At 73.2% G+C, this 12,589-nt stretch carries 11 protein-coding genes; 7 read left to right on the top strand and 4 right to left on the bottom strand.

The features are described from left to right. Nucleotides 1-13 precede the first annotated feature (13 nt). Nucleotides 14-1,060: a lysophospholipid acyltransferase family protein gene (locus MID12_RS12105; RefSeq protein ID WP_263166869.1), complete on the top strand. Its 1,047-nt coding sequence runs from the start codon at nt 14-16 to the stop codon at nt 1,058-1,060. A gap of 13 nt (nt 1,061-1,073) precedes the next feature. Here the strand turns inward: MID12_RS12105 and MID12_RS12100 are convergent, their stop codons facing one another. The 4 genes from MID12_RS12100 to MID12_RS12085 all read right to left on the bottom strand — a co-directional run bounded on the left by MID12_RS12100 (nt 1,074) and on the right by MID12_RS12085 (nt 5,851). Further along, a complete protein-coding gene (locus tag MID12_RS12100) occupies nt 1,074-1,727 on the bottom strand; it encodes an SAM-dependent methyltransferase (protein WP_263166866.1) in 654 nt (217 codons plus the stop codon). 397 nt (nt 1,728-2,124) lie between these two features. Continuing rightward, nucleotides 2,125-3,312 (bottom strand): DUF5667 domain-containing protein, encoded by a 1,188-nt coding sequence (locus MID12_RS12095; protein ID WP_263166862.1) that lies wholly within the window; start codon nt 3,310-3,312, stop codon nt 2,125-2,127. Nucleotides 3,313-3,563: 251 nt separating this feature from the next. Next, nucleotides 3,564-4,367 carry an ECF subfamily RNA polymerase sigma factor, BldN family gene (locus tag MID12_RS12090; RefSeq protein WP_040249834.1) on the bottom strand — a complete coding sequence of 268 codons (804 nt, stop codon included), beginning with the start codon at nt 4,365-4,367 and terminating at the stop codon, nt 3,564-3,566. Between the two features lie 509 nt (nt 4,368-4,876). Then, nucleotides 4,877-5,851, bottom strand: a complete 975-nt coding sequence (locus tag MID12_RS12085; protein ID WP_040256944.1) for an HAD family hydrolase — start codon at nt 5,849-5,851, stop codon at nt 4,877-4,879. A 195-nt stretch (nt 5,852-6,046) separates the two neighbouring features. Here MID12_RS12085 and MID12_RS12080 point away from each other — a divergent pair, with 195 nt between their 5' ends. The 6 genes from MID12_RS12080 (at nt 6,047) to hemB (ending at nt 12,575) form a co-directional block, all read left to right on the top strand. Beyond that, a complete protein-coding gene (locus tag MID12_RS12080) occupies nt 6,047-6,334 on the top strand; it encodes a glutaredoxin family protein (protein ID WP_186095440.1) in 288 nt (95 codons plus the stop codon). A gap of 330 nt (nt 6,335-6,664) precedes the next feature. Further along, nucleotides 6,665-7,423, top strand: a complete 759-nt coding sequence (locus tag MID12_RS12075; RefSeq protein WP_040249831.1) for a redox-sensing transcriptional repressor Rex — start codon at nt 6,665-6,667, stop codon at nt 7,421-7,423. After that, nucleotides 7,420-8,787, top strand: coding sequence for a glutamyl-tRNA reductase (locus MID12_RS12070; protein ID WP_040249828.1), 1,368 nt, complete (start codon nt 7,420-7,422; stop codon nt 8,785-8,787). Before MID12_RS12075 ends, MID12_RS12070 begins: the two co-directional genes overlap by 4 nt. After that, nucleotides 8,784-9,743, top strand: a complete 960-nt coding sequence (gene hemC / locus MID12_RS12065) for a hydroxymethylbilane synthase (RefSeq protein ID WP_040249827.1) — start codon at nt 8,784-8,786, stop codon at nt 9,741-9,743. Before MID12_RS12070 ends, hemC begins: the two co-directional genes overlap by 4 nt. Further along, nucleotides 9,740-11,416, top strand: a complete 1,677-nt coding sequence (locus MID12_RS12060; RefSeq protein WP_040249824.1) for a uroporphyrinogen-III synthase — start codon at nt 9,740-9,742, stop codon at nt 11,414-11,416. The genes hemC and MID12_RS12060 overlap by 4 nt, the downstream gene beginning before the upstream one ends. 166 nt (nt 11,417-11,582) lie before the next feature. Beyond that, nucleotides 11,583-12,575 carry a porphobilinogen synthase gene (gene hemB, locus MID12_RS12055; protein WP_040249822.1) on the top strand — a complete coding sequence of 331 codons (993 nt, stop codon included), beginning with the start codon at nt 11,583-11,585 and terminating at the stop codon, nt 12,573-12,575. Nucleotides 12,576-12,589 lie beyond the last annotated feature (14 nt).

The following is a 12,589-nucleotide window of genomic DNA, read 5'->3' as shown; positions in this document are numbered from 1 at the left end:
GGAGCGCAGCAACATGGCGGACGCCAAGGTCATCCCCTTCGACGACGACCGCTCCCGCGCGGGCGAGCGGCGCCCGGCCCGGCGCAGGCCCGCCGCCTCCGGGCGCGGGGCGGACCCGGTGCCGATCCACAAGAGCGCGAGCCTGCCCGGCCAGCAGTCCGGACCGGCCGGGCAGGAACCGGAGCCCGACCCCGAGCCGGGTGAGGCCCCGCCCGAGCCCGGCCCCTGGGAGCGCCGGATCGCGGGCGGCCTCAGCTTCCTGCGCCGCCGGCTGACCGGTGACTACGAGGTCGACGACTTCGGCTACGACGCCGAACTGACCGACCAGGTCCTGATGTCCGCGCTGCGCCCGGTCTACGAGAAGTACTTCCGGGTCGAGGTGAAGGGCATCGAGAACATCCCCGCCGAAGGGGGCGCCCTCATCGTCGCCAACCACTCCGGCACGCTGCCGCTCGACGGGCTGATGCTCCAGATCGCGGTGCACGACGAGCACCCGGCGGACCGCAATCTGCGGCTGCTCGCCGCCGACCTGGTGTTCATGCTCCCGGTGGTCAACGAGCTGGCCCGCAAGGCCGGGCACACGCTGGCCTGCGCGGAGGACGCCGAGCGGCTGCTCGCCCGCGGGGAGGTGGTCGGGGTGATGCCGGAGGGCTTCAAGGGGATCGGCAAGCCCTTCGGGGAGCGGTACAAGCTCCAGCGGTTCGGGCGGGGCGGCTTCGTCTCGACGGCGCTGCGGGCGCGGGCGCCGATCGTGCCCTGCTCGATCGTCGGGGCCGAGGAGATCTACCCGATGATCGGCAACGCCAAGACGCTGGCCCGCCTCCTCGGCTTCCCGTACTTCCCGATCACGCCGACCTTTCCGCTGTTCGGGCCGCTCGGCGCGGTGCCGCTGCCGACGAAGTGGACCATCCAGTTCGGTGAGCCGATCCCGACGGACGGCTATCCGCCGGAGGCGGCCGAGGACCCGATGCTGATGTTCAACCTCACCGACCAGGTGCGCGAGCAGATCCAGCACACGCTGTACAAGCTGCTCGTGCAGCGGCGTTCGGTCTTCTTCTGAGGGGCTGGGCCGCTCAGCCCGGGAGCCGCCGTACCTTCAGGGTGGTGTCCTCGCGGGTGTCCATGACCCCGTCGGGGCGGGCGGCCGGGCGTTCGTAGGTCTCGCTGACCAGGACCTCCCAGGCGCCGGCGGGGAGCCGGAGCTCGGCGAGGACGTCCTCGGGGGTCGGGAAGTACACGTCGGGGTCCGGGTCCTCGGCCCACTTGGGCCAGCCCGCGTGGCCGACGACCAGGAGGATGCCGCCGGGGGCGACCGAGTCCACGGCCCGGCGCAACACCTCCTCCCTGCGCAGGGCGCCGTAGGTGTGCAGGAAGTGCGCGGAGATCAGGTCGTAGGCGCCCGCCGGGAAGCTGTGGCCGAGGTCGTGCCGCTGCCAGTCGACGCGGTCGGCGACGCCCTGCTCGGCGGCGTGGGCGGCGCCCCGGTCGAGCGCGACCCGGGAGACATCGGCGGCGGTGACCTGCCAGCCCTGGCGGGCCAGCCAGATCGCGTCGGCGCCCTCGCCGCAGCCGAGGTCCAGGGCGCGGCCGGGGGCCAGCCGCTCGGTCTCCCGTACCAGGGCGTGGTTGGGCAGCCCGCTCCAGACGCGGGTGCTCTGCGCGTAGCGGCTGTCCCAGAGCTCCTCGTCGGTGACGGGGGCGGGGTCGGGGGCGGTGCTGCCGGTCATGGGTCCTCCGTACGGCTCGGATGCGGGGCGCGGCGGGTTCGGCGCCCGCGGCTGCCGACGATGGTCCGGCCGGGCGGCCCGGCGTGACCAGCTTTGTTGCCGGGTCGGCAAATCGGGGGCGTGCGGTACGGGGTGCGGTACGGGATTGCCGGGGGCGCGGTACGGGGTGATCGGGCGTGCGGTGCAGGGCGATGGGGGTGTGCGGTACGGGGCATGCGAACGGGCCCCGGCGGGAACCGGGGCCCGGTGCTCGCGGGCCGAGAGGGTGGGGCGGCGGGGCGAGTGGGGCGGCGGGCTGACGGGTGCTCAGGCGACGCGCGGTCGGGCGTTCACCGCCGGTCGGCTGCTCACTCGCGCCAGCCGCTCACTCTCGGGGCCGCTCACCCTCGGGGGCCGTTCAGTCCTCGGCGTCCCGGGCGTCGAGGCCGAGGCCGGGGAGCAGGCCGGGGAGGAGGGGCGGGAGGGTGACGTCCGGCTTCGGGCCCTGGCCGCCGCCCGGCTTCTGCGAGCCGGAGTCCTCGGGGTCCGGGAAGAGGCCGCCGGTGTTGCCGCCGAGGAGGCCGTCGTCGGCGCTCTCGGTGGGGGAGGGCTTCGGCCCCTCGGGGCTCTGCTTGTCGCGGTGCTTCTCGTGCGGGCTGGAGGAGGGGGAACGGTCCTCGGAGCCGGGGCCCCGGGAGCCGGAGCTGCCGGGGGCGGCGGGCTCGGACTCGTGCGCGGGCGGCTCGGGGAGCAGCGAGCGCAGCGGTGCGACCTCTTCGTCTATGGCGTCGAAGACGCTGCTGACCTGGTCGCGGATGTCGCCGAGCTGCACCGGGAGCTTCTCGCGCAGCAGGCTCCAACTGTCGCGGTGCGCGCGGGAGAAGGAGGACAGGGTCTGCAGGGGGCCGAGCGAACCGTCGCGGGTGTAGGCCTCGTGGAGCAGGCGGTGGCCCTCGGCGGCGTCGTGGTTCATGCCGGACAGGGCGCGGCGGACCTCGCCGAGCGCCTCGTGGTCCAGGTCCCTGCCGTGCCGGCCGCGGTCCATCAGGCGGCGGGCCTCGCCGAGCCGGGTGGAGGCGTGGTCGAGGTAGATGCGGCCGCGGTCGGAGTCGCTTCCGGCCAGGCCGAGCTTGAAGTCCTCCATGCCGCGCTTGAGGCCGTAGAGGGAGTCCCCGGGCAGGGCGTCGGAGCTGGCCGCGGCGACCCCGCCGAAGGCACCGGCGGCGACGCTGACGGTGAGTCCGCCCGCGGCCAGGCCCTTGGAGAGCCGGGTGCGCGGGCGCAGGGAGCGGAGCGGGCTCGCGCGGTGCCGGCCCGGTTTCCGCTGGGAGGGCACCGCGGGTCCGGCCGGTTCGGCCAGGGTGCCTTCCTGGGCAAGGGACTCCATCGCGGCCATCAGCTGTGCCCGCTGGGTGGCCTTGACGTCGGGGTCAAGTGCCGGTCTGGGCAGGGCGCCGAGCTCGCTCACCAGCTGGGTGAGGCGTCTCGGCTCGGCCGCGGGTGCGGAGTCCGCGCTGTGCTCGGCGGCCGCACCCTGGCCGGAGGCCTCCTCCAGGGCGCGGGCGAAGGCGTTCGCCCGCCGCTGCCCCGACACGTTCGCGATCACGGGCGGCACCTCCTCTCGTCAGGACGGTCGACTCCCCAAGGGGTCCGAGTGGTTCCTGGATCCGCCCAGCCTCACCCGATCGAGTGGGCGGGACTGGACAGGAAGCAACCAGAGGGAGCCTGTATCCCGCACAACGACGGGGGCGGCACTTGGGTTACGGACAGCGGATGATCCGACCGGGAAAGCCAACAGGCTTCTACGGAAGGTGAGTTGACGATCGCGGGGAGTGTCCGCCGGGTGGTGGCCCGGCCTCAGCGGGCGTCGTCGGGCAGCAGCCGGGCCAGCGTGCGTACGGCCCGGTACTGCAGGGTCTTGATCGCGCCCTCGTTCTTGCCCATCACACGGGCGGTCTCGGCGACCGAGAGTCCCTGGAGGAAGCGCAGCGTCACGCACTCCTGCTGCTGGGGGTTGAGCCGCTTCACCGCCTGGAGCAGGGCGGCGTTGGACAGCGATTCGAGGACGGAGTCCTCGGGGGAGCGCTCGACCTCGTTGGCGTCGAGCATTTCGCCGGTGGTCACTTCGAGGCGGAAGCGGCTCGACTTGAAGTGGTCGGCGACCAGATTGCGCGCGATCGTGACCAGCCAGGCCCCGAAGTCGCGGCCCTGGTAGGTGAAGGTGCCGATCCGCCGCAGCGCGCGCAGGAAGGTCTCGCTGGTCAGGTCCTCGGCCGTGGCCTTCCCGCCCACGCGGTAGTAGATGTACCGGTACACGGTGTCGCTGTACTGGTCGTAGAGGCGGCCGAAGGCCTCGGTCTCACCGGCCTGGGCGCGCTCGACGAGTTCCATCATCCGGGCGCTGTCGCTGTCCGCGGCGGGACGGCGCACGGGGGAGGCGGTGGTGCTGGGACGGGTGCGGCGACCGACGGCGGCATGGCTGTTGGTCATGGCGTAGCAGGGGCCGGCCGGGCCACCCACGGCGGTTTGCGGTCCGGCGAGGGCGGGGACGGCATACGCGGGAACGGCGTACGCGAGGGGGACGAGATCGCGCAGGCGGTCGAGGACCGCTCCACGCAGCGTAGCCAGGCCCGAGGCGTCAACCCCGACGTGTGGGTACACGGGACTCCCAGAGGCAGAGCTTGCTTGCATCAGGTGCAGTACCGGCACGTTCACCCGCCGAGGCGACAAAGCCGCGTCCGGGTGGGCACCGGATTGCGTCTGAGGAGAATAACGCTTCGTACAGGGGGCGCTACGCCCAGTTGCTCAAAACTGTGAGGACGTCGCCTCTCCTGACGTTCCGTGTTCGGTCAATCGCCCTTTGCTGATCACCGGTTGACCGAAAAGCTTCGTCTCGGGGTAGCCCCGGGGCGAGTTGTGGCCGAGCGTCACCGAAGCGACCGGTGGGAGGGGCGGCCGGGTAAGAAGAAACGATTGACCTGGGGCCGAACGGGGTCCGCGTGTGTCGTACGAGCCGGTGAGCAGATTTCTGTGGCCCGAACGAGTGCGGTTTCCGCCGTCCGGGCGCGTTGGCGGACGGGCGCGCCCGCGGGTCAGACGGGTGCTGAGTGGGTGCTCAGCTGCTGCTCAGTGGGTGGCCGACGGGAGCGGCGGCAGGGCGGCTGCGGGCCTCAGCGGGCGAAGCGGCGGCGGTGCAGGGCGATGGCGGCCGCGGTGCCGCCCGCCATCGCGCCGACCCCGGCGGCCGCCGGGATGCCGATCTTCGCGGCCTTGCGGCCGGTGCGGTAGTCGCGCAGCCGCCAGTCGCGCTCGCGCGCGTGCCGGCGCAGCTTGGCGTCCGGGTTGATCGCGTAGGGGTGGCCGACCAGCGAGAGCATCGGGATGTCGTTGTGCGAGTCGCTGTAGGCGGCGCAGCGCGCGAGGTCGAGGTCCTGGGCGAGCGCGAGGGCGCGTACCGCCTCCGCCTTGGCGGGGCCGTGCAGGGGTTCGCCGACGAGCCGCCCGGTGTAGATCCCGTCGACCGACTCGGCGACCGTGCCGAGCGCGCCGGTCAGGCCGAGGCGGCGGGCGATGATCGTCGCGGTCTCCACCGGGGCCGCGGTGACCAGCCACACCCGCTGGCCCGCGTCGAGGTGGGCCTGGGCGAGCGCCCGGGTGCCCGGCCAGATGCGGTCGGCCATGTACTCGTCGTAGATCTCCTCGCCGATGGCCATGAGTTCGGCGACCCGGTGGCCCTTGACGATGGAGAGCGCGGACTCGCGGGCGTCCTCCATGTGCGAGGCGTCCTCGATGCCCGCGAGCCGGAACCAGGCCTGCTGCCAGGCGAACCGGGTCAGGTCGCGGGTCTGGAAGAACTTCCGCTTGTACAGGCCGCGCCCCATGTGGAAGATCGCGGCGCCCTGCATCACGGTGTTGTCGAGGTCGAAGAAGGCGGCCGCGCGTTCGTCGCCGACGACGGGGAACTCCGGTTCCGGCGGCGCCTCCTCGACCAGGAGGCTCCCGGCCTCCTCGGCCGCGGGCACCTTCGCCGGCTCCCCGGTCTCGTCCGCTGCCCTGCGCGCGGCCTCGGCGGAGGCCTCGCCTGCCAGCACGCTGCGTGCGGTGGCGGAGCGCCTACGGGAAGTGAGCCATCCGAGAGAGGCCATGGCGTCGAGCATAACGAGTCGGGCCACCGGCTCCTAAGTCGCTGAGCTGCGAGGCTGTGAACTCTCCCCGACAGGGGCGTGAACCGGCCGCGGGCAACCGGAGGCGCCGGGCCGCGGGTGATCCGCGTGCCCCGCGCGGAGGTCTCGGGACCGCCGGGTGCGCAGTTGGCCGGGCAGGGGTCCGGTGGGGCGAGAATGGCAGGCATGAGCCCTCTGTTCCGGCGTACCGAGAAGAAGCGGCCCGAGGACCGGGTCGTGACCCTGATCCGCAAGCCCGGCTGCCACCTCTGCGACGACGCGCAGCGGGTGGTCGAGGCGGTCTGCGCGGAGCTGGGCAGCAGCTGGGAGCAGCGGGACATCACCGAGGACGAGGAGTTGTACCGGACGTACTGGGAGCAGATCCCGGTCGTGCTGGTGGACGGCGCCCAGCACGACTTCTGGCGAGTGAACCCGGACCGGCTGCGCAGGGCGCTCACCTCCTGAGCGCGGCGGGCGCCGCCGTCGCGCCCGTTCGGATGTCTGCGCACTGGCGGAAAACAGCCCGCAAGTCCCGTAGCATCTGGGGCTGTTGGGCCTCCGGGGACGGGGACCGGCGAGGAGCGTGTCCTGTTCGTGACCCCCATCGACGGGCGAGAAAGAGCCGGTTGCCACGGCTGTCGTGGCAGGTGGCGGGGCCGCGTGAGCCCTATCACGTTGCCCGGGCAAATCGGACACAATCTTTGTGCACGCGTTCACAAAGACATAGCCTGCTGTCGATGGGGCGGCCGCGGGACGTGCGACCGCCTACAGCCCCGCTCTACCCGCAGGAGCACCGTGGCAACTGGCCGAACTCACCGACCGGCGACCCGTAGCCGAGGGATTCCCGAGGCCACTGTCGCCAGGCTTCCGCTGTATCTGCGGGCCCTGACCGCTCTGTCCGAGCGCTCGGTGCCCACGGTCTCCTCCGAGGAACTCGCGGCCGCGGCGGGCGTCAACTCCGCCAAGCTGCGCAAGGACTTCTCCTACCTCGGTTCGTACGGAACCCGCGGTGTCGGCTACGACGTCGAGTACCTCGTCTACCAGATCTCCCGCGAGCTGGGCCTCACCCAGGACTGGCCGGTCGTCATCGTCGGCATCGGCAACCTCGGTGCGGCACTGGCCAATTACGGAGGGTTCGCCTCCCGCGGCTTCCGGGTGGCGGCGCTGATCGACGCCGACCCGGCGATGGCGGGCAAGCCGGTGGCCGGGATCTCCGTCCAGCACACCGACGAGCTGGAGCGGATCATCGACGACAACGGCGTCTCCATCGGGGTCATCGCGACCCCGGCGGGCGCCGCCCAGCAGGTCTGCGACCGCCTGGTCGCCGCCGGGATCACCTCCATCCTCAACTTCGCGCCGACCGTGCTCTCGGTGCCCGAGGGCGTCGACGTACGCAAGGTCGACCTCTCCATCGAGCTGCAGATCCTCGCCTTCCACGAGCAGCGCAAGGCCGGCGAGGGCGAGGCCGCCGAGGACCGGCTGCCGCCGCCGCCCGCCACCAAGAGCGACCGCAAAGGACCTGACGGGGACCTGCCCGCCGTGATGCCGGCATGAGTCTCCTCGTCGTCGGCCTCAGCCACCGCAGCGCCCCGGTCAGCGTCCTGGAGCGGGCCGCCCTCGGCGCCGATGCCCAGGCCAAGCTGCTCACCGACACGGTGGCCGCCGAACCCGCCGCCGAGGCCGCGGTGCTCGCCACCTGCAACCGGGTCGAGCTGTACGCGGACGTGGACAAGTTCCACGCGGGCGTCGCCGAGCTGTCCACCCTGCTCTCCCAGCACAGCGGAGTGGGCCTGGAGGAACTGACCCCGTACCTCTACGTGCACTACGAGGACCGGGCCGTGCACCACCTGTTCTCGGTGGCCTGCGGCCTGGACTCGATGGTGGTCGGCGAGGGCCAGATCCTCGGCCAGATCAAGGACGCGCTCGCCACCGGGCAGAGCCTGCACACCGCGGGCCGGCTGCTCAACGACCTCTTCCAGCAGGCCCTCCGGGTCGGCAAGCGCGCCCACAGCGAGACCGGAATCGACCGGGCCGGGCAGTCCCTGGTCACCTTCGGGCTCGGGCAGCTCGCCGAGGGCCGCCCGGTGACCGAATGGGCCGCGGGCAAGCGGGTCCTGGTGATCGGCGCGGGCTCGATGTCCGCGCTCTCGGCGGCCACCCTGGCGCGCGCGGGCGCGGGCGAGATCGTCATCGCCAACCGCACCCTGGAGCGCGCCGAGCGGCTCGCCCGGATCCTCACCGAGCCCGGCAGCGGCACCGCGGGAGCCGGCGCCCGCGCGGTGCCGATGGAGCGGGTCCCGGCCGAGCTGGCCCGCGCCGACCTCGCCCTCTCCTGCACCGGGGCCACCGGACTGGTGCTCACCGGCCGGGACATCGAGGCGGCGCTGGCCGGGCGCGAGGCGCCGCTCGCCCTGCTCGACCTCGCGATGCCCCGGGACATCGACGCCGCCGCGCACCGCCTCGACGGGGTCCGCCTGGTCGACATCGAGTCGCTCGCCGAGGCCAGCGCGGACGCCCCGATGGCCGCCGACGTCGACCAGGTGCGCGCGATCGTCGCCGACGAGGTCACCGCCTTCGGCGCCGCCCAGCGCGCCGCCGTGATCACCCCGACCGTGGTCGCCCTGCGCACCATGGCCGCCGGGGTGGTCTCCGGGGAGATCGCCCGCCTCGAAGGACGGCTGCCCGGTCTCGACGAGAAGGAGCGCGGCGAGATCACCCAGACCGTCCGACGCGTGGTGGACAAGCTCCTCCACGCCCCCACCGTGCGGGTCAAACAGCTCGCCGCCGAACCCGGCGGGGCCGGTTACGCCGACGCCCTGCGCACGCTCTTCGACCTGGACCCGGAGACGGTGGCCTCCGTCTCGCGGGCGGGCGGGGCCGACCGGACCGAACCCTCCACGAACCGAGGCCGCTCATGACCCAGAACGCACTGAGGCTCGGGACCAGGCGCAGCAAGCTCGCCATGGCCCAGTCCGGGCACGTCGCCGAGGCCGTACGGCAGGTGACGGGACGGCCCGTCGAGCTGGTGGAGATCACCACCTACGGCGACACCTCCCGCGAGCACCTGGCGCAGATCGGCGGCACCGGGGTGTTCGTCACCGCCCTGCGCGAGGCCCTGCTGCGCGGGGAGATCGACTTCGCGGTGCACTCCCTGAAGGACCTGCCGACCACGCAGCCCGAGTCCCTGGCGCTGGCCGCGGTGCCGCGCCGCGAGGACCCGCGCGACGTGCTGATCGCCCGGGACGGCCTGGCCTTCGGGCAGCTGCCGCACGGCGCCCGCGTGGGCACCGGCTCGCCCCGGCGGATGGCCCAGCTGAACGCGTACGCGCGCGAGCACGGGCTGATGATCGAGACCGTGCCGATCCGGGGGAACATCGACACCCGCATCGGCTACGTCCACAGCGGGGAGCTCGACGCCGTCGTGCTCGCCGCCGCCGGTCTCAACCGGATCGGGCGAGCGGCGGAGGTCACCGAACTCCTCGCTCCCGAAACGGTTTTGCCCGCCCCCGGCCAGGGAGCCCTGGCCATCGAGTGCGCCGCCGCGAACGTCGCCCTCGCCGCCGAACTGGCCGAACTCGACGACCCGCACACGCGGGTCGCGGTGACGGCCGAGCGGTCCCTGCTCGCCGCCCTGGAGGCCGGTTGCAGCGCACCCGTGGGTGCCCTGGCCGACCTGTTGGGCGACGGGCAGATTGTCACTGAAATGCGCCTGCGGGGCGTCGTCGGCTCGATCGACGGCGCGACGCTGGTGCAGCTGTCCACCACCGGTCCCGTGCCCGAGACACACGACCAGGCACTGGCGCTCGGTCGCGAACTCGCCACCGAGATGCTTGCCAAGGGCGCGGCCGGTCTGATGGGGGAGCGAGCACATTGAGCCCCACCACCTCGAACCGACCCGCAGTCCCCGGCGCCGGGCACGTCACCTTCCTCGGTGCCGGCCCCGGTGATCCAGGGCTGCTGACCCTGCGCGCCGTCGACGCACTGACGCATGCGGACGTACTGGTCGCCGAGCCCGAAGTGCTCGACGTGGTACGCCTCCACGCTCGCGCGGACGTGACGGCCACCGAACTGGCGACGGACACGCCTCAGCTCACGCTTGTCGACGGTCCGTCAGCAGGCGAGGCCCCTGCACCGAGGGACGCGGCCAATCTTGTCATGGAGGCCGCGCGCGGCGGCAAGCGGGTGGTCCGTGCGGTGACCGGCGATCCGGGCCTGGACACCTACGCGGCCGGCGAGATGCTCGCCTGCTCCGCCGCGGGCATCCCCTTCGAGGTGGTGCCCGGCATCGCCTCCGCGGTCGGCGTCCCCGCCTACGCGGGTGTGCCGCTGCGCGACGCCCAGGGCGCGGACGTACGGTTCGTCGACGCGCGGACCGCCTCCGAGCGGTGCTGGACGGAGACGGGCGCCTCGGACGGCACCGTCGTCGTCTCCGCCACCCTGGACTCGGTGGCCGCCGCCGCGGGCGAACTGGTCTCCGCAGGGCGCAAGCCGGACACCCCGGTGACCGTCACGGTCGGCGGCACCACCACCCGCCAGCGCACCTGGACGGCCACCCTCGGCACCCTCGCCCAGACCCTGAAGCAGGCCAAGGTGCTGCCCTCGGCGGAGGGCGGCAGGCCGGTGATAGCCGTGGTCGGCGAGCGCAGCGCGGCCGCCCAGCGCGAGCAGCTGTCCTGGTTCGAGTCGAAGCCGCTCTTCGGCTGGCGGGTCCTGGTCCCGCGCACCAAGGAGCAGGCCGCCTCGCTCTCCGAGCAGCTGGTCTCCTACGGCGCGGTCCCGCACGAGGTGCCGACCATCGCCGTCGAACCCCCGCGCACCCCCCAGCAGATGGAGCGCGCGGTCAAGGGCCTGGTCACCGGGCGCTACGAGTGGATCGCCTTCACCTCGGTCAACGCCGTGAAGGCGGTCCGGGAGAAGTTCGAGGAGTACGGGCTCGACGCCCGCGCCTTCGCCGGGATCAAGGTCGCCGCGGTCGGCGAGCAGACCGCGAAGGCCCTCGTCTCCTTCGGCGTCAAGCCCGACCTGGTGCCCAGCGGCGAGCAGTCGGCCGCCGGACTCCTGGAGGACTGGCCGCCGTACGACCCGGTCTTCGACCCGATCGAGCGGGTCTTCCTGCCCCGCGCGGACATCGCCACCGAGACCCTGGTGGCCGGTCTGATCGAGCTGGGCTGGGAGGTCGACGACGTCACCGCCTACCGCACGGTGCGCGCCTCGCCGCCGCCGGCCGAGACCCGGGAGGCGATCAAGGGCGGCGGCTTCGACGCGGTGCTCTTCACCTCCTCCTCCACGGTCCGCAACCTGGTCGGCATCGCGGGCAAGCCGCACAACGTCACCGTGATCGCGTGTATCGGCCCGGCCACCGCCAAGACGGCGGAGGAGCACGGCCTCCGGGTGGACGTCATGTCGCCCGAGCCCTCGGTGCACAAGCTCGCCGAGGCGCTCGCGGAGTTCGGCGCCCAGCGCCGGGCGGCCGCCCTCGACGCGGGCGAGCCGGTGACCCGGCCCAGCGAGCGCAGGCCCGGCTCCCGGCGGCGCCGGACGACCTGAGCGCGGAAACCTCACTGCGGGCCCGGACGCGGGAAGCGTCCGGGCCCTTGTGCCGCCCGGGGCCGCGCGGACGGCGGGGGCCCGGTCCGTGCCCGGCGGCGGGCGGGCGTAGCGTGAAGAGGTACGGCCCGTGGGGCGGTCGTAGAGGAATGGCGAGGCGGAGCAGATGACGACGAAGTACGGTTCCTTCCCCGGCGCCCGGCCGCGGCGCCTGCGCACCACCCCGGCGATGCGCCGGATGGTCGCGGAGACCCGGTTGCACCCGGCCGACCTGATCCTGCCCGCCTTCGTCCGCGAGGGCGCCGGCGAGCCGGTACCGGTCGGCTCGATGCCCGGCGTGGTCCAGCACACCCTGGACAGCCTGCGCAAGGCCGCGGTGGAGGCGCTGGAGGCCGGGGTCAGCGGGATCATGCTCTACGGGGTCCCCGAGGAGTCCAGGAAGGACCCGCTCGGCACCGCGGGCACCGACCCGGACGGCATCCTCCAGGTCGCGCTGCGCCAGGTGCGCGCGGAGGTCGGCGACGAGCTGATCATCATGTCCGACCTGTGCCTGGACGAGTTCACCGACCACGGCCACTGCGGCGTCCTGGACGAGCAGGGCCGGGTGGACAACGACGCCACCCTGGAGCGGTACGCGGAGATGGCGCAGGTCCAGGCCGACGCGGGCGCCCATGTGGTGGCCCCGAGCGGGATGATGGACGGCCAGGTCGGCGTGGTCCGCGACGCCCTGGACCAGACCGACCACGAGGACGTGGCGATCCTCGCCTACACCGTGAAGTACTCCTCGGCCTTCTACGGCCCCTTCCGCGAGGCGGTCGCCTCCTCGCTGCGCGGCGACCGCAAGACCTACCAGCAGGACGCCCCCAACTCCCGTGAGGCGCTGCGGGAGTTGGCGCTCGACCTCCAGGAGGGCGCGGACCTGGTGATGGTCAAGCCCGCGGGCCCCTACCTCGACATCGTGGCGAAGGTCGCGGCCGAGGTGGACGTGCCGCTGGCCGCGTACCAGATCTCCGGTGAGTACGCGATGATCGAGGCCGCCGCCGAGCGCGGCTGGATCGAGCGGGAGAAGGCGATCCTGGAGACGCTGACCGGCATCAAGCGGGCCGGGGCGAACCTGATCCTCACCTACTGGGCGACGGAGGTCGCGCGGGGGCTGTGAGCCGCCCGCGGGGG

This window comes from Streptomyces sp. SCSIO ZS0520 (genome assembly GCF_025643355.1).
GTDB lineage: Bacteria > Actinomycetota > Actinomycetes > Streptomycetales > Streptomycetaceae > Streptomyces > Streptomyces physcomitrii.
Note: the sequence above shows the minus strand (reverse complement) of the source record. Positions and strands in the feature narration are given on the sequence as shown.